22 protein-coding genes and 1 pseudogene are annotated in these 20742 nt (G+C 35.8%); 18 read left to right on the top strand and 5 right to left on the bottom strand.

Annotated features, from left to right (window positions below):
- Nucleotides 1–48: 48 nt before the first annotated feature.
- Entirely contained in the window at nt 49–765 is a 717-nt protein-coding gene (locus tag C237_RS0104235; RefSeq protein WP_018675254.1) for a biotin--[acetyl-CoA-carboxylase] ligase, read from the bottom strand.
- 80 nt (nt 766–845) lie between these two features.
- Here C237_RS0104235 and rsfS point away from each other — a divergent pair, with 80 nt between their 5' ends.
- The 14 genes from rsfS (at nt 846) to C237_RS0104165 (ending at nt 14340) form a co-directional block, all read left to right on the top strand.
- Nucleotides 846–1205, top strand: a complete 360-nt coding sequence (rsfS, locus tag C237_RS0104230) for a ribosome silencing factor (RefSeq protein ID WP_018675253.1) — start codon at nt 846–848, stop codon at nt 1203–1205.
- 29 nt (nt 1206–1234) lie between these two features.
- Nucleotides 1235–3262, top strand: a complete 2028-nt coding sequence (gene ftsH, locus C237_RS0104225) for an ATP-dependent zinc metalloprotease FtsH (protein WP_018675252.1) — start codon at nt 1235–1237, stop codon at nt 3260–3262.
- A gap of 96 nt (nt 3263–3358) precedes the next feature.
- Nucleotides 3359–3943, top strand: a complete 585-nt coding sequence (locus C237_RS0104220) for an LUD domain-containing protein (protein WP_018675251.1) — start codon at nt 3359–3361, stop codon at nt 3941–3943.
- A 21-nt stretch (nt 3944–3964) separates the two neighbouring features.
- Complete coding sequence (locus C237_RS0104215) at nt 3965–4843, top strand: phosphatidate cytidylyltransferase (protein ID WP_026315487.1); 879 nt, start codon at nt 3965–3967, stop codon at nt 4841–4843.
- An 11-nt stretch (nt 4844–4854) separates the two neighbouring features.
- Nucleotides 4855–5508, top strand: a complete 654-nt coding sequence (locus C237_RS0104210; RefSeq protein WP_018675249.1) for a phosphatidylserine decarboxylase family protein — start codon at nt 4855–4857, stop codon at nt 5506–5508.
- Nucleotides 5509–5511: 3 nt separating this feature from the next.
- The gene (locus C237_RS0104205) at nt 5512–6831 is read left to right on the top strand and encodes a TIGR00341 family protein (protein ID WP_018675248.1); all 1320 of its coding nucleotides are present in this window, start codon (nt 5512–5514) and stop codon (nt 6829–6831) included.
- Nucleotides 6832–6928: 97 nt separating this feature from the next.
- Entirely contained in the window at nt 6929–7807 is an 879-nt protein-coding gene (gene porG, locus C237_RS0104200; RefSeq protein WP_018675247.1) for a type IX secretion system protein PorG, read from the top strand.
- A 2-nt stretch (nt 7808–7809) separates the two neighbouring features.
- The gene (locus C237_RS0104195) at nt 7810–8550 is read left to right on the top strand and encodes an undecaprenyl pyrophosphate synthase (RefSeq protein ID WP_018675246.1); all 741 of its coding nucleotides are present in this window, start codon (nt 7810–7812) and stop codon (nt 8548–8550) included.
- Between the two features lie 35 nt (nt 8551–8585).
- Nucleotides 8586–11129 (top strand): outer membrane protein assembly factor BamA, encoded by a 2544-nt coding sequence (bamA, locus tag C237_RS0104190; RefSeq protein WP_018675245.1) that lies wholly within the window; start codon nt 8586–8588, stop codon nt 11127–11129.
- Between the two features lie 18 nt (nt 11130–11147).
- Entirely contained in the window at nt 11148–11675 is a 528-nt protein-coding gene (locus C237_RS0104185; RefSeq protein WP_026315486.1) for an OmpH/Skp family outer membrane protein, read from the top strand.
- A 46-nt stretch (nt 11676–11721) separates the two neighbouring features.
- Nucleotides 11722–12222, top strand: coding sequence for an OmpH/Skp family outer membrane protein (locus C237_RS0104180; protein WP_018675243.1), 501 nt, complete (start codon nt 11722–11724; stop codon nt 12220–12222).
- Between the two features lie 98 nt (nt 12223–12320).
- Nucleotides 12321–12800 carry an acyl-CoA thioesterase gene (locus C237_RS0104175; RefSeq protein ID WP_018675242.1) on the top strand — a complete coding sequence of 160 codons (480 nt, stop codon included), beginning with the start codon at nt 12321–12323 and terminating at the stop codon, nt 12798–12800.
- 9 nt (nt 12801–12809) lie between these two features.
- Entirely contained in the window at nt 12810–13670 is an 861-nt protein-coding gene (rfbD, locus tag C237_RS0104170; RefSeq protein ID WP_018675241.1) for a dTDP-4-dehydrorhamnose reductase, read from the top strand.
- Complete coding sequence (locus C237_RS0104165; protein ID WP_026315485.1) at nt 13663–14340, top strand: hypothetical protein; 678 nt, start codon at nt 13663–13665, stop codon at nt 14338–14340. Before rfbD ends, C237_RS0104165 begins: the two co-directional genes overlap by 8 nt.
- 54 nt (nt 14341–14394) lie before the next feature.
- On the opposite strand, the gene aspS is transcribed toward C237_RS0104165, so the two are convergent.
- A complete protein-coding gene (aspS, locus tag C237_RS0104160; protein ID WP_018675239.1) occupies nt 14395–16140 on the bottom strand; it encodes an aspartate--tRNA ligase in 1746 nt (581 codons plus the stop codon).
- A gap of 235 nt (nt 16141–16375) precedes the next feature.
- On the opposite strand from aspS, the gene C237_RS0104155 reads away from it, so the two are divergent.
- The 3 genes from C237_RS0104155 to C237_RS0104145 are packed head-to-tail and all read left to right on the top strand — an operon-like array spanning nt 16376 to nt 18432.
- Complete coding sequence (locus C237_RS0104155; protein WP_018675238.1) at nt 16376–17620, top strand: peptidase U32 family protein; 1245 nt, start codon at nt 16376–16378, stop codon at nt 17618–17620.
- Between the two features lie 12 nt (nt 17621–17632).
- Nucleotides 17633–17863: a ferredoxin gene (locus C237_RS0104150; protein ID WP_026315484.1), complete on the top strand. Its 231-nt coding sequence runs from the start codon at nt 17633–17635 to the stop codon at nt 17861–17863.
- On the top strand, nt 17860–18432 hold the full coding sequence (locus C237_RS0104145) for a 5-formyltetrahydrofolate cyclo-ligase (RefSeq protein WP_018675236.1): 573 nt from the start codon (nt 17860–17862) through the stop codon (nt 18430–18432). The genes C237_RS0104150 and C237_RS0104145 overlap by 4 nt, the downstream gene beginning before the upstream one ends.
- Here the strand turns inward: C237_RS0104145 and C237_RS0104140 are convergent.
- Nucleotides 18384–18965: a hypothetical protein gene (locus C237_RS0104140; protein WP_018675235.1), complete on the bottom strand. Its 582-nt coding sequence runs from the start codon at nt 18963–18965 to the stop codon at nt 18384–18386. The two genes, C237_RS0104145 and C237_RS0104140, sit on opposite strands and share 49 nt — an antisense overlap.
- A 10-nt stretch (nt 18966–18975) precedes the next feature.
- A complete protein-coding gene (locus tag C237_RS0104135; protein WP_026315483.1) occupies nt 18976–20088 on the bottom strand; it encodes a hypothetical protein in 1113 nt (370 codons plus the stop codon).
- 170 nt (nt 20089–20258) lie between these two features.
- Between C237_RS0104135 and C237_RS0104130 the strand changes: the two genes are divergently transcribed.
- The gene (locus C237_RS0104130; RefSeq protein WP_026315482.1) at nt 20259–20546 is read left to right on the top strand and encodes a hypothetical protein; all 288 of its coding nucleotides are present in this window, start codon (nt 20259–20261) and stop codon (nt 20544–20546) included.
- Nucleotides 20547–20610: 64 nt separating this feature from the next.
- Here C237_RS0104130 and C237_RS14495 read toward each other — a convergent pair.
- Nucleotides 20611–20742 (bottom strand): annotated as a pseudogene (locus tag C237_RS14495) (IS5 family transposase); the annotation flags it as partial.

Below are 20742 nucleotides of genomic sequence, written 5' to 3'. Positions count from 1 at the left end.
GCATTAGTGTATCGAAATACGAATGTATTAATGAATAACTTAAACCTATTAAAATAAAAGTTTCACTTCTTTGTGATAGAATGCTTGTGGTTTCAGTTGGTCTTCGAGAAAAATCCAGAGGTAGCCATCTTGGTCGGCATATCGTATAATGCCATTTTGTCGTACGCCATCAATTTCAAATACAGCCACTTGTCCGCGTTTGTATAGATGCTGGTTTAGTGTTTCCAGAATTTTATCCGTGCTGTTCTCTCTGAGAATTGCGTTTGCAAAGTAGTGGTAGAAATCTTTAGCTAACTGATGAGGTTCAAATTTTTGATGTGTTTGGGTGAGTAAAGACCCTGCCGTAGTGATTTGGTTAAAGTCCGTTTGCAATACATTGATTCCAATGCCAATAATTAAATGTTGCTGTTTCTGCTCTAAAAGAATACCACTGATTTTCTTATGTTTTAGTATAAGGTCATTAGGCCATTTGATATAGGGCGGTGTATCGGTCAAATTGGCAATAAATTCTCTTAGGATAACGGCGGTATAATAATTGATGATAGCAAGATCATTATGAGATAAGGCTTTAGGATGGAGCGCAAAGCTGATGGCAATATTTTTGTCATTTTGAGTCGTCCATTTATTGCCGTATTGACCTTTACCTTGGGTTTGTCTTAAGGTATAAAGTGCAATCACCTCATCTTTTTTTAAAGGCGAAGTGATGAGGTTCAGAATTTCATCATTAGTCGATGGGCATTCGGGTATATGGACGAGCCTATGCATAGTGAAAAAAAATTAAAGGGACTAAAATAGATAAAAAGTCCAGAAAAAACAATAAATTTGCAGATAATACATTTTAGTTAATGAGTAAAGATAATAAACAACAGTTGATAGACACTATCGTAAACGCGATACAAGATACCAAAGGGGAAGATATTCAAATCTTAGATTTAAGACCGATTGAAAATGCCGTAGCGGAATATTTTATCGTATGTAGCGGTAATTCTAATACTCAGGTGTCTGCGATAGCAGGAAACATTGAGAAATCTGTAAGAAACGAACTTAAAGAACGCCCATGGCACACCGAAGGTACAGAAAATTCACTTTGGGTTTTAGTAGACTATGTTTCGGTAGTGGTGCATGTGTTCCAAAAGCATATCAGAGATTATTACGAGATAGAAGAACTTTGGGGGGATGCCAAAGTAACAAAAATTGAAGCTTAACAACAGAAAGATTATAATAGAATTCACGAATGAAAAAAAATGAAACTAATAATAAGGGGTTTAATTGGTTTTACCTACTAATCATTGGCGCATTAGGGGTGTTATTTTTACCAAAGTTTTTTGCCTCTTCTAATGTAAAAGATATTAACGAAGACCAATTTTTCCAAATGATGAAGTCTGGAAAAGTGGAAACCCTAGTGTTGATGAGAGATACCCGCGAAGGCGAAGTGTTTTTAACCAAACAAGCCCGAGCAGAAAATAAGTCGGCATCTAAAAATACGGATAACCCATTGATGTCTTTGCAACCTGCACCAGATTTTAGATTTAAATTTGGTGATTTACAATACTTTCAACAGAGATTTGATGAGATAAAAAAAGAAAATCCAAATGTAAAAACAGCAATGGATTTTGATAATTCTGACTCACCGCTTCAAGGCATTTTAGTCCAAGCGATTTTTTGGATTGCTTTGATGTCGCTATTCTATTTCGTTATTTTTAGAAGAATGATGGGTGGCGGTAGTGGTGGTGGCAACCAAATTTTCAGTATTGGAAAATCTAGAGCGAAACTATTTGATGAGAAAGAAAAAGTACAAGTCACTTTTAAGGATGTCGCAGGATTAGAAGGTGCTAAAGAAGAAGTGCAAGAAGTAGTAGATTTCTTAAAAAACTCTGAGAAATATACTAAGTTAGGAGGTAAGATTCCGAAAGGAGTACTATTAGTAGGGCCTCCAGGAACGGGGAAAACCTTACTAGCGAAAGCCGTAGCAGGGGAGGCAAAAGTGCCATTTTTCTCACTTTCGGGGTCAGATTTCGTGGAAATGTTTGTAGGGGTAGGGGCTTCTAGAGTACGAGATTTATTTGCCCAAGCTAAAGCAAAATCACCAGCAATTATTTTTATTGATGAAATTGATGCCATTGGTAGAGCCAGAGGTAAAGGTGCAATTACGGGTGGTAATGATGAAAGAGAAAATACACTCAACCAATTACTGACCGAAATGGATGGCTTTGGTACCGATACCAATGTGATTGTAATGGCAGCGACTAACCGTGCGGATATTTTGGATAAAGCCCTGATGAGAGCAGGTAGGTTTGACCGTTCTATTTATGTGGACTTACCAGAGTTACACGAAAGAAAAGAAATTTTTAATGTTCATTTAGCAAAAATAAAATTAGATGCTTCTGTAGATGTGGATTTCTTAGCTAAGCAAACGCCAGGCTTTAGTGGTGCTGATATTGCTAATGTTTGTAATGAAGCAGCATTAGTCGCTGCTAGAAAAGGACATGAGTCTGTAGAAAAGCAAGATTTCTTAGATGCTGTAGATAGAATTATCGGAGGATTAGAAAAAAAGAATAAAGCCATTAAGCCATCAGAAAAGAAAAGAGTGGCATTCCACGAAGCGGGTCACGCGAGTGTGAGTTGGTTAATTGAGCATGCCGCACCTTTATTAAAAGTAACTATTGTGCCGCGTGGGCGTTCACTTGGAGCAGCTTGGTATTTACCAGAAGAAAGGCAGTTGACGACTACGGAACAAATGCTAGACGAAATGTGTGCGACCCTCGGAGGGAGAGCGGCAGAAGAGGTGGTATTTGGAAATATTTCCACTGGAGCGTTATCCGATTTGGAACGCGTAACAAAACAAGCCCAAGCCATGGTAACCATTTATGGATTGAGCAAGAAAGTAGGAAATATCTCTTATTATGATAGTTCAGGTCAGCAAGAATACAGTTTTGGGAAACCTTATTCTGAGCAGACGGCGAAAATGATAGATGAGGAAATTTCGGATATTATCGAAAATCAATATAGAAGAGCCGTCCAAATCCTTACAGAAAATCGGGATAAATTAGATGCTCTAGCCAATAAATTACTTGAAAAAGAAGTGATTTTTAGAGAAGATTTAGAAGCGATTTTTGGTAAAAGAGCATGGGATCCTGAGTTGACGGACAAGCCTGTGTCTAGTGTAGACGATCCTACTACGGCAGGGAATGTACTAAATCCTGAAGATGGTATAGAGCCTAAGATTGAGGAAACAGAAAATCCAACAGACGAAAATCAATAATAGAAAAATTAGTCCTAAATTTCTTTAGGATTATTTTTTTTTAATTTGCATATAATAAATATTTGTTATTTTTGTTGTTTAATAAAAATCTATATATTGAGTTGGCTTAAAAACATAGTAGATAAATTCTTTAATCAAGATGAAGACACCCAAAAGCCTGATGTGATAAAATTGGGTGATCAATTGGCGACTGCAGATTTGGATTACAAATTCGCACAATTGTTTACGCATTCGGGTGGGGTATTTAACTATTGTGGTAATGAAGCGGAGGCGTTACAGATTTTAAATCAAATTGTAAAAGTGGAGGGGATGTCCTCAATATTTTGTTGGGACGAGGATCTTAAAAACTTTTTAGATGTCATCAAAACGCCGTATACCGAAGAATTAGAGTTGTTTAACGATTCGGCATTTATTACTTGTGAATACCTTATCGCTTATGATGGTAAAATAATGCTATCGCATAGAAATATTAAGCATTATAACTCCGCTAGACTTCCTAAAAAAATCATCATTATGGCAACGGTCTCTCAGATTGTAACCAATCTTGCTGAAGCCATGATGAAAATTAAAAGAAGAAAAAATGCACTCAAAAATCTCACTTCTATCAGTGGCAGCGAATCGAAATTAGACACTTCCGATAAAAGCAATACAAAATTATTCTTACTTTTGCTCGAAGATTAATCTTACCTTTAACTAATGACCATTGATAAAAATCTGATACAGCGTATGGTATTTGGCTTGGTATATGCCTTAGTCATTATGGCTTGTACAACGCCTTATGGCGCTAGTTTTATAAATTCTTTATTTAATACCTCTTTGGTTGCTCCAGAGCAATTGTATTTTGGATTAATGACTTTCTTTGTATTTGTAGCGGGATGGGAATGTATGCGCATGATGAAATTTGAGCCTACATTTTGGAAATGGCTCGTATTTCCAGCAATACTTTTAGTCTACTACCGCTTTGCCCATAAGTTTTTTTATGGAGGCTTTTATGCTCATATCAATTTGTCGGAATTATTAGGCTTATCACTTTTACCTATAGCGGCATTTACGCTATTTAAATACCCTAGTGAATTAAATTATGATAATGGAAAACTTATTTTTACCGTTATTTATGCTGCAATACCTTTTAGTTTTGCTTTAGGACTACCTACATTTATTTCAGGGATTTCAGATACTTTTTCTACCGAAGTATTTTGGTTGTTTCTTCTGATATGGAGCAGTGATTCTTTCGCTTATGTTTTTGGAAGATTATTTGGGAAACATAAAATGGCACCTAAAGTAAGTCCTAAAAAAACCTGGGAAGGTTATTTTGGTGGGCTAGCTTGTACCTTGGTATTGGGCTATGTTATAGAGCAGTATTTACCAGTTTTAAAAGGAAATTGGGTGATTGTTGGTGGATTGGTTGCAATTTTTGCACCACTCGGTGATTTATTGGAAAGTCAACTAAAAAGAACCTGCGGGGTAAAAGATAGTGGTAGGTTAATACCGGGGCATGGGGGGGTGCTAGACCGTTTGGATAGTTTTATGGTCTGTGCCCCTGTGGTTTATTTGTATTTTGCGATAGAAAGATTATTTTAAAATAAATTAAAATGAAATTACATAAGGAATCTAAAGGAACATTGTTAGTGGTAGGAGTGGTAGTTGTAGTAGTGAGTACTTTATCTATTAGGTCTTTGGGCATGTGGTCTCTAGCGGTTATTATACCTTTATTAATGTTGTTCGGTTTTGTATTATGGTTTTTTAGAGTACCGAATAGATTTATTTTAGAGCATAAAGAAAATATCATAGCCCCAGTAGATGGCAAAGTGGTGATGATAAAAGAGGTAGAGGAAAATGAATACCTAAACCAAAAGTGTATCCAAGTTTCTATATTTATGTCGCCGCTTAATGTGCATATATGCCGTTATCCATTGAGTGGGAAGGTTATTTATAAGAAATATCACAAAGGGAAATATCTCGTGGCATGGCATGAAAAGTCTTCTACCGATAATGAAAGAACTTCGGTGGCGGTGGAAGCGTTTAATCAACAAAAAATACTATTTCGACAAATTGCAGGTTATGTAGCAAGGCGTATTGTTTTGACTTGTAAAGAAGGCGATGAGGCTAAGGCAGGACACGAGTTTGGGTTTATAAAGTTCGGGTCTAGGATGGATGTTTTTTTACCGCTAGATGCAGAAATTTTTTGTAACATTGGCGATAAAACAAAAGGAGGTTTAGATGTGATTGCACAATTAAAATCGTAATATATGAACGACCAATTTATAAAAATAAAAAATGTCTTTAGTTTAATTTCTCAAAAAGAAACTTTTGACACCGTAAAGGAAAATGTTGCCTCTAATATTCCTTTTAAAGGCACAAACCTTTGGATTTTAATTTGTGCGATTTTTATCGCTAGTTTGGGGCTAAATATGAACTCTGCTGCGGTAGTAATTGGAGCCATGTTAATTTCGCCACTTATGGGTCCGATTATGGGAATTGGGTTTTCCGTAGGAATTAACGACCCTTGGATGCTAAGAGATGCCATTAAAAACTATGCGTTTGCTACGGGGATTGGTTTGGTAACTTCTACGGTTTATTTTCTTATTTCCCCAATAGATGATGCCTATTCGGAAATCTTAGCCAGAACGTCACCCAATATTTATGATGTGTTGATTGCTTTTTTCGGTGGTGCGGCAGGCTTTGTTGCCACGAGTAGCAAACTGAAAGGGAATGTTATCCCTGGAGTAGCGATTGCCACAGCTTTGATGCCACCACTGTGTACCGCTGGTTTTGGATTGGCTACAGGAGAATTAAGTTTCTTCTTTGGAGCTTTATACTTATATCTCATTAATACGGTTTATATAGCAGTCGCTACATTTATTATCCTTAAAATTTTGGATTTCCCACAATACCACTTTAAGGATGAAAAAATGGAAAAACGCTCACAGAAAATTATGTGGGGATTGGTAATTTTAACCTTGATACCGAGTACTTATTTTGGTTATGTGATGGTAACTAAAAATAGATTTGAACAAAACGCTTCTAAATTTATCAATACAGAGGCTATTTTTCCTAATAACTTTTTACTAAGTAGAAAAATAAATTATGAAGCTAAAGAAATAGAATTGACTTATGGAGGAGAACGACTTGATAAAAAAAGTATGGATGATTTAAGTACTAAAGCTGCAAATTATGGTTTAGAAGGTGTAAAACTCAATATAAAACAAGGCTTTAATTTTATCCCTTCTAGTGATAATGGGAATAATAAGATTGGAGGGACTACTGCGAATAATAGCGAAGCAGAACAGCAGTTGAAAAAAATGATTATGATGAGAACGGATAGTATCAAAGCACATCAACAGCAGGTGAATCAGTTATTTAAGGAATTGAAAATACAAAATAGTGCGGTCACTGATGTAGCTTTTAGTAAAATAGATGAGGCTAATGATAGTGCTATAGTAAAGAAAAACATCATGATTATAAGTACAGACAAGGCATTAAAATCTGATGAACAAAAAAAACTAAACGATTGGCTTAAAGTAAGGGTTAATGATAACAAAGTAAAGATTATCTACGATACAAAATAAAGATTTATAGATAATTATTGATTTTTAACGCTTTTTTAAGACCGCCCTATATTTAAATATTTTATATTTGCATTCTAATACATGAACCCTAGCACCAATGAAAGCAAAACTGTTTAGTTTATTATTTCTATTGTTTAGTTTAACTTTTTCCTTTTCTCAAAGGCATGAGTTAGGTGTGCAATTGGGTGCTAGTAATTTAGTTGGGGATATAGGGAGGAACCAATATACATTGCAGAAACCATTAAATTTAGCAAGGATATCAGAGTTTGGTGTACCTTTTTATATGGGGGTACTTTATAGAATGAATTTTAATCCCTATCAGACCATTAGATTTAATTTAGGTTGGTCTAATGTTCAATTTAATGATTCTGTATCCAATGAAAACTACCGTTCTAAAAGAGGTTTTTTTGGTGTGAATACTTTATATCACGCAGAAACATTATTTGAGTACAACTTCGCCCCCATCAATAACGAACAAAAGAATCCGATGCTAAGCCCTTATATTTTTGCAGGACTTGGAGCAATGCTATATTCTAACACCCGCCATACTTTAGACTATGAAGATATGCCAATGGTAGATATAGCAGGTAATTTTGTAATCCCTCAAAACAAACCAAAAATAGAAAAAGAATTTGGTAATGAACTGACTCTGTCGGTACCGTTTGGCGTTGGATTAAAGTATAAGTTTAATTACAATTGGACTGTTTTTGGGGAATTCACATTTCGACCAACCTTTTCAGATAACCTCGATTATAGCAATATGACGGAAAAGCAAGTGAAAGTAGTCTATAACAAAGAACTTGTAGAAGCGGTTCGAGGCAGTAAAAAATACCTTACTAAAGAAGAAATCAATCAAATAGTTCAACCTTATGTGGAAGCCAATAGAGTGGGTAATTTACAGTCCAAAGATTGGGCAAATAGTGTGACCCTTGGGCTATCTTATTCTTTTGGGCGTCCACCATGTTATTGCGATTAGTTATGTCAGATATTATTCATCAAATAAATAAAGATAAACTTCCCCAACATATTGCAATCATTATGGATGGCAATGGACGCTGGGCAAAATCGCGCGGTGAACAGAGAACCTATGGACATAAAAGTGCTATAAAAGCGGTGAGGAATGCCATCAATGCATGTAATGAGGTAGGGGTGCCTTATCTTACGCTTTATACTTTTTCTACTGAAAATTGGAATCGCCCAACCGATGAAGTGGACACTTTGATGAGCTTACTATCGGAAACTTTACTACAAGAAGCGGAAGAAATATTTTCTAAAGGATTGAGAATGCATGTGATTGGTGATATTGAACGATTGCCGAGTTTGGTGAGAGACCAATTGAATCATGTGGTAGAAATGACGAAAGATAATAAAAATGGCAATTTAGTTTTAGCGTTGAGTTATGGTTCTCGCCACGAGATTTTAAAAGCGGTACAAACCATTGCGAAAAAGGCAAAAGACCACGACTTATCACCAGAAGACATTTCAGAAGAGACCATTTCAAACCATTTGTTTACTAAGGATATTCCAGATGTAGACTTATTGATTAGAACCAGTGGCGAAGTCAGAATTAGCAATTTCTTATTATGGCAAATTGCCTACGCAGAGTTGCAGTTTTTGGATATCCTTTGGCCAGATTTTACAAGAGAAGATTTATTCCAATGTATTATCAATTATCAAAATAAGGAAAGACGATACGGAAAAATCAGTGAACAACTATAACATTGATGAAAAAATAAAAAAGAATAAATTTTATAATGAAATATAAATTTTTACCCGTCCTATTTTTTGCGGCATCTGCCTATTTATATGGACAAACGATACCAGAAGGCAACAAACCTTCAACTGAGGCAACAACCAATATGAATGCCACAGAGGGGACTTATATTTTAAAAGGCATCGTGATAGATGGTGCTAAAAAATATAGTGCCGAACAAGTCTTAAGATTTACAGGATTAAGAAAAGGTGAAACAATAGAAGTTCCTGGGCAAAAAATTAGTGAAGCCATTAAAAAACTTTGGAATTCTCAATATTTCTCAGAAGTTGAGGTGTATGTTCAAAGTATCGAAGGACAAAATATTGTGCTAAAATTTTTACTTGAAGACCTAAAAGATTTAGGGGAAGTAAAAGTGGTAGGCATGGATAGAAAAGTGAGCAAATCTAAAGCGGAAAAAATCGTTAAAGACAATGATTTAAAACCAGGAAAGAAAATCACTGAGGACCTTATATCTTCGGTAAAGCATAATGTTAAAAAACAATATGTAGATAAAGGTTTTGCCGACGCCCAAGTAAGCATTAAAAATACACCTAATGCCAAAGATACCAATATGATGGACTGGACCATAGAGGTACAGCGAGGCAAAAGGGTAAAAATAGACCATATAGAATTTGAAGGTAATGAACATGTGTCAGATTCTAAATTAAGAAAAAAAGCCTTTAAAGATACCAAGCAAAAACGCTTTTTATTAGGAATATTTAAGCCATCTAGATTCATCAAAGAAAAATACGAAGAAGATAAAAAGAACCTAGTAAAATATTATAACTCTTTAGGTTATAGAGATGCAGAAGTGGTATCGGACTCGGTATGGCGTAATAAAAATAACAATTACGAAATAAATGTTAAACTGAAAGAAGGAAAGAAATATTATATAGGTGATATTAATTTCGTTGGTAATACGGCCTATACTACAGAATTTCTTCAGAAGGTGTTAGGTTATAAAACTGGTGATATCTACGATGCGGTTGGCTTCAACAAAAAAGTTGGGGAAGATGGTGGTAAAGATGATGACTCGGATATCAAATCATTATACCTAAACAATGGATATTTATTCTCTCAAGTAACGCCTGTTGAAAAATCGGTGAAAGGTGATACCATCAACTTAGAAGTAAGAATTAGAGAAGGGGAAAAAGCGCGCTGGGATCGTGTAACATGGAGTGGAAACACTACAACGCATGACCATGTGATTTTGCGTGCATTACAAACCAGACCTGGTGATTTATTTTCCAAGAGAGACCTTAGAAGTACCATGTTTGATTTAGCAGGAATGCAGTTTTTTGATCCTCAGCAAATTAAGCAAGATATTAAACCTAATCCTACTAACAATACCGTAGATATCAATTGGAGCCTTGTGGAAAAAGGGTCTTCTACGGTTCAATTGCAAGCGGGGTATGGGGGTAATTCCTTTATTGGAACTTTAGGCTTAACTTTCAATAACTTTTCATTAAGAAACTTTTTGAGAGGTAAAGACTTTAAACCTGTACCACAAGGTGATGGACAAGTATTATCTCTACAAGCACAAGCAGGACAATACTTCCAAAATTATAGTATCAGCTTTACAGAGCCTTGGTTATTTGGTAGCCGTCCAACAGCGTTATCTATTGGGTTGAACAACTCTAGAGTAAAATATACCGACTATAACGGACAGTCTCAAAAGCTTAATATTTTCTCGGCTAGTGTGGGGCTAAACCGTAGATTGTTGTGGCCAGACCAGTATTTTTCACTATACACGGGGCTTTCCTATCAAGGTTATAACTTTAATAACTATCCATTCCAATTTGGAACGGAGCAAGTAACAGATGGGTCTGCGAATAACTTTAGTTTTAATGTGTCATTAAGCAGAAACTCTGCGGGATACGACCCTATTTTCCCAACACAAGGCTCTAATATTGAGGCTTCAGTGAAGTTTACGCCGCCTTATTCATTATTTGATAAAAAGGATTACAATAGTATGTCTTCGGCGGAAAAATACAAATGGCTAGAATTTTATAAGGTGAAATTAAAAGCCGATACCTATAATACCGTAGTGGGTAAACTTGTGTTGCGTTCTACTGCAGAAATGGGCTTTATGGATGGTTATAACAAAACTTTAGGAGCACCACCATTTGAGAGATTCTATATGGGTGGTACAGGATTATTCGGAGGTCGATATGACGGTAGAGAGTTAATCCCATTAAGAGGATACGAAAATGCTTCTACTTATGGTGGAATGTCGGAAGATGTAACGCCAGTAGGTGGAGGAACCTTATATAATCGTTTTGCCGTAGAATTGAGATATCCAATTTCTATGAGCCAAACAGCGAAAATTTACGCCTTAACCTTTGCAGAAGGTGGTAATACATGGAATAGTTTTGGTTCGTATAATCCATTCCAATTGAAGCGTTCAGTAGGTCTTGGGGTGCGCGTATATATGGGTGCCTTCGGATTAATTGGATTTGATTTTGCTTATGGATTTGATAGCCCATTAGGAAGCAACCAACCATCAGGCTGGAAAACCCACTTCTTAATGAACCAATCGTTATAATTTTAAATATCATTACTTATGAAAGGACTAAAAAAAATCGTTGGATTACTCAGTTTATTTTTGTGTATGGGCTATGTTTCAGCACAGAAAATAGGCGTGGTAGATACCCAGTATATATTGGAAAAACTACCGCAGTATAAAAGTGCAGAATCCAGATTGAACCAGCAAGTTCAAAAATGGCAAACCGAAATTGAACAATTGCAATCGGAATACGAAACTAAAAAAGTTGCTTTTGAAAATGAAAAAGTACTTTTAATAGGTGATCAATTGAAACAAAGAGAAAAGGAAGTACAAGATTTGGAATCTAAACTTAAAAAAACAATTTCTAACCGCTTTGGTACTGATGGGGAAATTAATAAATTAAGAGTAAATCTCGTAAAACCATTCCAGGACCAAATTTGGAATGCCGTAAAAACTGTAAGTGCCAAAAATAATTTGGGCATAGTTATTGATAAAGGTAACGATGCTAGTGTACTTTTTTTAGAAAGCAGATACGATTATACTGATAAAGTGTTGGATATACTGTTGAAAAATGAAAAAAAATAAGTATAATTGCAAATTAAAATAGTAAAAAATAAATTTTAGAATCATTATGAAAAAATTAAGCGTATTATTTGCCGCAGTAGCAATGGTGTTGTCATTTGGAATGGCTAAAGCTCAGAAAATCGCCACTATGGATTTGGCATCGATTATCAATGTAATGCCTGAGAAAAAGAAAGCAGACGAGCAATTGCTAGCCACTTTTAAAGTAAAACAAGCAGAACTTGAAAAGCAAGCTAAAGCATTCCAAGAGGAAGTAGCTGCTTATCAAAAAGCAAGTGCTACAATGTCTGATGCACAAAGAGCTACTAAAGAACAAGAACTTCAAAAGAAACAGCAAACTCTTCAGGAAATGAATAATAAAGCACAGCAAGATTATGCTGAGAAACAACAAGCTGCTTATGCACCGATTGACAAAAAGTTAATGGATGCTACAGAAAGAGCCGCTAAAGCTAACGGATGGGATTATATCTTTGATGCTAATACAGTAGGTCTTATTTATAAAAATGGACCAGACGCTACTCCAGCGGTTAAAAAAGAATTAGGATTATAATAATTTTATCATAATAAATGTAATTTTTAATTGTTAAACAGGAAAACCACTCTCGTGTAGAGTGGTTTTTTTAAATGATACTAATACCATTTTTTTCTATGGAAAAAGAATTTTCAACCCTTGTAAAAATACGCTTTGCCGATTGTGACCCCTTAGGGCACCTCAATAATGTAAAATATCTAGAATATATGCTCAATGCTAGAGAAGACCATGTAGAAGAGCATTACGGATTTAGTTATGAGGACTATGCAAAAAAACATGGTTGCCTTTGGGTAGCAGTACAAAATCAAATTGCTTACCTAAAAGAAGTAAAGGCAAATCAAATGGTTTTGATTTCTAGTAAGACCATCGAAATTGGCGAGCGTACGGCTACGGTAGAAATTTTAATGACAGATTTGGATAAAACCATTGTATTTTCGGTGCTTTGGGTAAAGGTAATTTATTTTAATTTAAAAACTAGAAAATCCGAGCCGCAGCCTAAGGAAATCATTGATGTTTTTTCTAAATACCTTATCGAAGTGCCAGAGCAACACTTTAGTGATAGAGCCGATACACTAAGGAAAAATAATAAATCTTAAACTTTAACGATGTTCAAAATATTAGTTACAGGAGGTAATGGACAATTAGCCCAATGTTTTAAAAAATTGATGCCTTTTTATCCTCAATTTCAATGGGTGTTCAAAACTTCGGAAGAATTAGATATTACCAATTTTGATGAGGTAGAAGAGGTGCTTTTAGAAGAGCGTCCGCAATATATCATCAATGCTGCAGCCTATACCGCTGTGGATTTAGCAGAACAAGAGCCAGAAAAGGCCTTTGCGGTCAATAGAGATGGTGTAGCTCATCTTGCCGAGGTGAGCCAAACCATGGGTGCGATATTAATTCATATTTCTACGGATTATGTTTTTGATGGCAATACCAATATCTCTTATAGCGAAGATAACTTCACGCGTTCTACTGGCGTTTATGGTGCTTCTAAAAGAGCAGGTGAAGAAGCCGCTTTGGAACTTAATCCTCAAACGATTGTTATAAGAACTTCGTGGTTGTATTCTGAGTTTAAGAAAAACTTTGTGAAGACCATGCTTCATTTATTTTCAACTAAGGAAGAGCTCAATATCGTAAGCGACCAATACGGTCAACCAACTAATGCTAATGATTTGGCAGAGGCAGTAATGACTATTATTACCACCCCATATAAGACTTTTGGTATTTATCATTTCTCAAATTATCCAGAAACCACTTGGTATCATTTTGCAGAAAAAATTAAAACGCTATCTGGGACAGAAATAAAACTTAACCCGATACCTACTTCGGACTATCCAACCCCAGCGCAACGCCCTATGAGAAGCACGCTGTGCCTAAATAAAATAGAGGAACATTATGGTATAGAACCCAAATTCTGGGAACATAGTTTAGAACAATGTATAAAAACGCTTAATGATGAATAAAATATTTTTGTTTTTCGCATTCTTTTTTTCGATGGTTATCTATGCTCAAACTTATAATTTGGTTGAAGCAAAAGATGTCCATACCAACACGGATAAATTTCTTTATAGTCTTCCTAAAAATGCTGAGAATGCTCTGTACTTAGGAAAAATTCAAGTATCTAATGCTTCGGTAGATGATAAGGCTAATTTTAAAGCCATTTATAACAAAGCGAAACTCACAGGTGCTAATGCCTTTAAAATCAATTTCCCAGAAACTATAGATGGTAAAATTCAAAAGAACCATCACGCGTATGAAGTGCTATTGTATTATTATCCGTTTTCAGAATCGTTGGATGATACAGACATGGCTTACTTCATTAATTATGGAGATAAGGTTAAAATTAAAGTCAATGGTACATCTGTTGAAATTCCAAAATTCCATTATTATCAACTGCCGCTAACCTTAAAAATAGCCAATGTGAGTACGGGTGGATTTTTAGGCTCTAGAATAAAACTGCAAGCCAAAGAAGGCAGTCCACAGTCACCGTTATATTTTTCGTTGAGTAAAACCAAACTTAATGGACAATCCAACGAAGGATATTTAAGCTTTAAAACTGGGGATATTGTAAGGCTAGATGCTTCTTTTGCTCAGTTTCTCATCGCTTTATATCAGCGGGTGTATCTTAAATAAAAAACCTCTGAATGCTATATTCAAAGGTTTTTTAAATGCTATGTGATTTAATTTTTATTTGAGTTTAAGATGTAGTTCGTCAAGTTGAGCGGTTTCAATTGGGCTTGGTGCATCTATCATAACATCTCTACCGCTATTATTTTTTGGGAAAGCGATATAGTCTCTAATCACCTCATTGCCGTCTAAAATAGCTACCAATCTATCAAAACCAAAGGCTAGCCCGCCATGAGGTGGTGCGCCATATTTAAAGGCATTCATCAAGAATCCAAATTGAGCTTCGGCGTCTTCTTTGCTAAAACCTAGCAAATCGAACATTTTACTTTGTAGCTCTCTATTGTAAATTCTGATGGAGCCTCCACCGATTTCGTTGCCGTTCAACACCAAGTCGTAAGCGTTGGCACGCACTTTACCAGGCTCAGTTTCCATTAATGGAATATCTTCAGTTTTTGGGGAGGTAAAAGGGTGGTGCATCGCGTGGTAGCGTTGGGTTTCGTCGTCCCATTCCAATAGAGGGAAATCTACCACCCAAAGTGGTGCAAATTCATCTGGCTTTCTTAAACCTAACTGATTCCCCAATTCCATACGCAGTGCCGATAACTGGGCCCTAACTTCAGAAGTTTTTCCAGACATGATGAGCATTAAATCACCAGCTTTAGCATTAAAGGCTTCAGCAATGCGTTTTAAATCCTCTTCATTGTAGAATTTATTCACCGATGAAGTGATACTGCCATCTTCTTGATATTTTACCCAAACCATTCCTGATGCTCCAATTTGTGGACGCTTCACCCAATTAATTAAGGCATCAATTTGTTTTCTGGTATAATGGGCACAGCCTTCTACATTAATTCCCACCACTAATTCTGCCTCGTCAAAAATTTTAAAGTCCTTACCTTTGGTCAGGTCGTTTAGTTCTACAAATTTCATCCCGAAGCGGATATCTGGCTTATCATTACCATATGTTTTCATGGCTTCGGCGAAGGTCATTCTTGGGAAATCACCAAAGTCCTTATTCGTTACCTTTTTTAGAAGGTGGCGGGTCATACCTTCAAACACTTGCATAATGTCTTCCTGCTCTACAAATGCCATTTCGCAGTCTATTTGTGTAAACTCAGGTTGTCGGTCGGCACGCAAATCTTCATCGCGGAAGCATTTTACAATTTGGAAATATTTGTCTAGTCCACCTACCATTAATAATTGCTTAAAGGTTTGAGGCGATTGTGGCAAGGCATAGAACTGACCTTCGTTCATACGGCTTGGCACCACAAAATCTCTTGCACCTTCGGGAGTAGATTTAATTAAAACAGGCGTTTCTACCTCTATAAAGCCACTATTAGAAAGATAGTTACGCACTTCTTGAGCCATTTGGCTACGGAATACCAATTTATTTTTTACTGGATTTCTACGGATGTCCAGATAGCGGTATTTCATACGCAGTTCTTCGCCACCATCGGTTTCGTCTTCTATGGTAAAAGGCGGTAATTTAGAATCGTTGAGTAAAGTGAGTTCTTCTACTAAAACCTCAATGTCGCCTGTGGCAATTTTCGGGTTTTTACTACTGCGTTCTACGACTTTGCCTTTAACTTGAATCACAAATTCACGACCTAATTTTCTGGCTTGAGCCATTAACTCTTTTGGGGTTCGTTCTTCATCTAAGACCAATTGAGTGATGCCGTAGCGGTCGCGAAGGTCGATCCAGATAACAAAACCTTTGTCTCTAATGGTTTGCACCCAACCCGCTAAGGTTACGGTTTGGTCAGTATGTTGTAGCGAAAGTTCGCCATTGGTATGTGTACGAAACATAATATGATGATTGTTTTTATTGATTGCAAAGATAAGTAAAATGTGGCAATCAGCAGAAAGTAATGCATCCCTTATACCTATCCGAAGGCAATAAGCAACAGGCAGTAAGTTATTTAAAAATCAATCTTCAAAACTTCTAACTTGCGAACTTACGGTTCAATGACTAAACTCTAAATTCCAGTTGCTAACATCTATATAAATTTCTCTATCTTTGCACAAATTTTCAAAATATCTAATGACAAATACAGGGAAAATAGAGCTTATGTGCCCCGCTGGGGATTTTACTGCTTTGCAAGCGGCAATTGATAATGGTGCAGATTCTGTCTACTTCGGTGTAGAACAGCTGAATATGCGTGCGCGTGCTTCTATGAACTTTACAATAGACGATTTACCAGAAATCAGCCGTAGATGTAAAGAAAAAGGCGTGCGTACCTATTTGACCCTCAATACCATTATCTACGACCATGATTTGTCCATCATCAAAACTTTATTGGATAAGGCCAAAGCCGCAGATTTAACCGCAGTAATTGCGATGGATCAAGCGGTAATCGCCTATGCTCGACAGATTGGTATGGAAGTCCATATATCGACACAAATCAACATTACCAATATCGAAACGGTAAAGTTCTATGCTATGTTTGCCGATACCATGGTGATGAGTAGAGAGTTGAGTATTAGTCAGATTAAGAAAATTTGCACTCAGATAAAAAGAGAAGAGATTAAAGGTCCTTCTGGTAATTTAGTAGAGATAGAAATTTTTGGTCATGGAGCGCTATGTATGGCAGTTTCAGGGAAATGTTATTTGAGTTTACACTCGCATAATTCCTCAGCGAATCGTGGGGCGTGTAAGCAAAATTGTAGAAAAAAATATACGGTTATCGACCAAGAATCTGGTTTTGAAATAGAGCTAGACAATGAGTATATGATGTCGCCTAAAGACTTATGCACAATCAATTTCTTAGACGAGATTGTAGATGCGGGTGTAAAAGTCCTCAAAATTGAAGGGCGTGGGCGTGCCCCAGAATATGTGGCTACAGTTACCAAATGTTATCGTGAAGCGATTGATAGCATTGCAGAAGGTACCTTTAGCCAAGAAAAGGTTGCCAACTGGATGAAGGAACTCGAAAAGGTCTATAATAGAGGCTTTTGGAGTGGTTATTATTTAGGACAAGAATTAGGGGAATGGTCGCCTAACCCAGGCTCTAATGCCACCCAGAAAAAGGTGTATGTGGGCAAAGGCAGACATTATTATCCAAAATCCAATATCGCTGAATTTTTAATTGAAGCCTACGATTTAAATGTGGGCGATAAAGTCCTTATCCAAGGTCCTACCACAGGATCTCAAGAAATGGAAATTTTAGAAATGATGGTAGATGGCAAAGGGATGAGCGAGAATGCTAAAAAGTCCGATGTTATTACCTTTAAAACCGATTTTAGAGTCCGCCCTAGCGATAAGATTTATAAGATTGTTCAGGCTTAGATATTAGGAATTATGGTCATTATCACACTTCAACGCGACAAATGTATCGGCTGTAACTACTGTGCAGAATTTGCACCAGAGTTTTTCCGCATGTCCAAAAAAGATGGAAAGTCTGTGTTGCTGAGGTCTAATGATAAAAAAGGATTCCATACATTAAAAACGCCATTGCATGAAGCCTTTGAAGCTTGTGAAAAGGCTTCTAAAGCGTGTCCCGTTAATATTATTTCTGTAAAAGAAACATGATCAAGGTAGAACTTAGAACGCTATACTTAAAAAAAAGAGACACCCTTACCGCTCATGAACGGTCTGAATTAAGCCACGCTATTATAGAACGGTTTATTTCACAATTCAAACCAATTGAAAATCAGAAGATTCATTGTTTTTTGCCAATAGAAAAATTTAACGAAATCCAGACAAAAATTCTAATTGAATATTGTTTTAATAAAAAAATCAAAGTGTTTGTACCTAAGATGGTCGGTAATGATTTAATTTCTATTGAATTAACCCCACAAACTCCGCTTAAAAAAAATAAATGGGGAATTGAAGAGCCTAAATCTGATGAAGATTCAGGCATATTGGACTTTGATTATATCATTACACCATTATTATATTGCGATGCCAATGGCAACCGTGTGGGTTACGGCAAAGGATTTTATGATCGATTATTCCAGCAAGTTTCAGCTAAGACATTAAAGGTGGGTGTCAATTATTTTCCACCTAAAGAATCCATAGATGATATTTGGGAGGGTGATTATCAATTAGATTATCTCGTAACACCAGAGGCTGTACTATCGTTTTCTGCTTTGGGATAGAAACTTAAAAAGTAAAACTTAAATTCTTTTTTAAATTTTTCTGGTGCAGATTTCAAAATATACTGTGCCTCTCTCTGGTGGATTCCCATAGAATTATTACCTTTATCAAAGTATTCTACCTTAAATGCTACATTATTGATGGTATCTCGCTTGTAAGTTTCTTTAGTAATTGAAAGATCGTGGACTTTAGCTTGTTTTACTTTAAGGCTATCTAATTCGGTAAACAAATGTTTTAGGGTTAATGAATCTGGGGTTTCAAAATATTTTAAAAGCTGTTTGTAAATGGTACTGTCAATTTCAGTGTCTTGATTTCCAGATAAATATAAGGTGGATAAATCTAAAACCTCTTGTACTTTTTGCTGGGTAATAGCGTTGATGGCTTGGGTGCTATCCATTTTAGTTACGGGATAGGTATTTTTATTATTATTGAGGCGTAGTTTTTCTAAATCGCTAAGACTTTGCTCTTTCTTATTACAAGAAAATAGGAGCAACAGTATGCTAGCAACTAGGGTAATATATGGTGTAAACTTCATATGCTGAGGATTAATTTTTATTATTGGTAATTCTAAATTTAATCATAACGATTTTGCCTTTACTCATTTTGGTATTAATCATTTGCAGATTTTTTAGAGAAGTGGTAGGTGTCGTCATTAGGGTAATATAGCGTTCTTTATCCAAAATTTCCACACCATAAGTTTCATTATCAAATACTTGGTAGATTAAGGCGTCATCGCTAATCAAATTATTAAGGCGTTCTCGTTTTTTATTGACATCTACATCCGATTTTTTTGAATAATAATTGAGCATAATAGCATAGTCATCTGGTTTTAGCTCAATCGTCTCATAATCAGGATAAGTTGGAGCATTTTCTAGACTTCTATAAATGGTATCGGTTTTATAATAAGGTGAGGAAACTACCATAGCTAAGACTTTAGATTTTGTAGTATAGGTTAAAATCTCATTAGGCTTTACCTTTTGAAATATAGGGGACTCACCATCTTTAAGAATTTTAACATCTAGATAATCATTAATACTCGTATTTCTATCCGCATCTATAAATCTAAAGGAATAACTTTTAGTTAAAAATCGATCTGAAACGATAAATCCAATCAACACGACTAATAAAATAAATGTGGCGACTATCCAAATCACAGATTTAGCCTTGTTTTTTGAAGGTTTATTTTCATTAATTAATTGATTATCATTGTTGTTTTTTTGTAAAACAAGATTTTTGTCATTGTCATTTTCTTGAACTACTGGATTTGTTTTTTCAGTCGAAAGTAGAGTGGTTTCAAGGAGTTCTGATTTTTGATGCTCCGAAATAGTCTCAGAGGTTCCCAATTGTTTGAGGATATCCTCAACATAATCGTGATTCTTTTTAAAATCGTACCAAGAAGCGTATCCCGCGTAGATACTCAATAAATTAAGCATATCAATACGGGGTAATTTTACAGTTGGGATATTTTTAAAATAAGTATAGAAAGATTTTTCGCTAATATTACCTTTAGCAAATTTTCTTAAATCTTCCTGAAAATAGACAATGTCAATTCCTTTCCATTGAGAAATGTCTTCTTCAGATGGGCTATGGCGCTCTAGGTAGGCGGCTTGAACCTCTTTTTTTAACTGTTCGAAGTGTAATAAATCTAAATCTGACAAATCCTTAAATTTTATTAAATTACTGATTTTCAATAATAATAAATTGTAAAATCGTTTTACAAAGATATTACAATAATTTTTCTCACGCAAATTTATTTACTACTCTATATTTGTCCTGTTCAAAAGAGAACGAGAATAAAAGAATTATAAACAAATTAAATTTTAAAATTATGAAAAAATCATTGTTCGTAGCGGCTATCGCTGCTTTAGCTGTTGTAGCTTGTAAGAAAACTGAAACTACTAACACAACTGACGCTGATTCTGCTGCACTAGCTGCTACTGATTCTGCTGTTAGCGTTGCTGACTCTGCTGCTCAAGTTGTAGATTCTGCTGCTACTGTAGCTGCTGAAGGTATTGGTGAAGCTGCTGACAACGCTGCTGAAGCTGCTAAAGACGCTGCTGAAGCTGCTAAAGATGCTACTGAAAACGCTAAAGACGCTGTAGAAGCAGCTCACTAATCAATAACTATATTGATTAAAAAATTAACCGCCTACTTTTAGGCGGTTTTTTTATGCTTTGAAGTCATTTAAACTTTTTAAGGGCTATGACTATAAATGCTAAATAATTAAATCCTAGCCAACTAGCCACTGTTGTGTCAAATCTATTGAGTAAAGACCTATAACTATCCAACCAACCATTGGTTCTTTCTATTTT

It is taken from the genome of Riemerella columbina DSM 16469, assembly GCF_000374405.1.
GTDB classification, from domain to species: Bacteria; Bacteroidota; Bacteroidia; order Flavobacteriales; family Weeksellaceae; genus Riemerella; species Riemerella columbina.
Note: the sequence above shows the minus strand (reverse complement) of the source record. Positions and strands in the feature narration are given on the sequence as shown.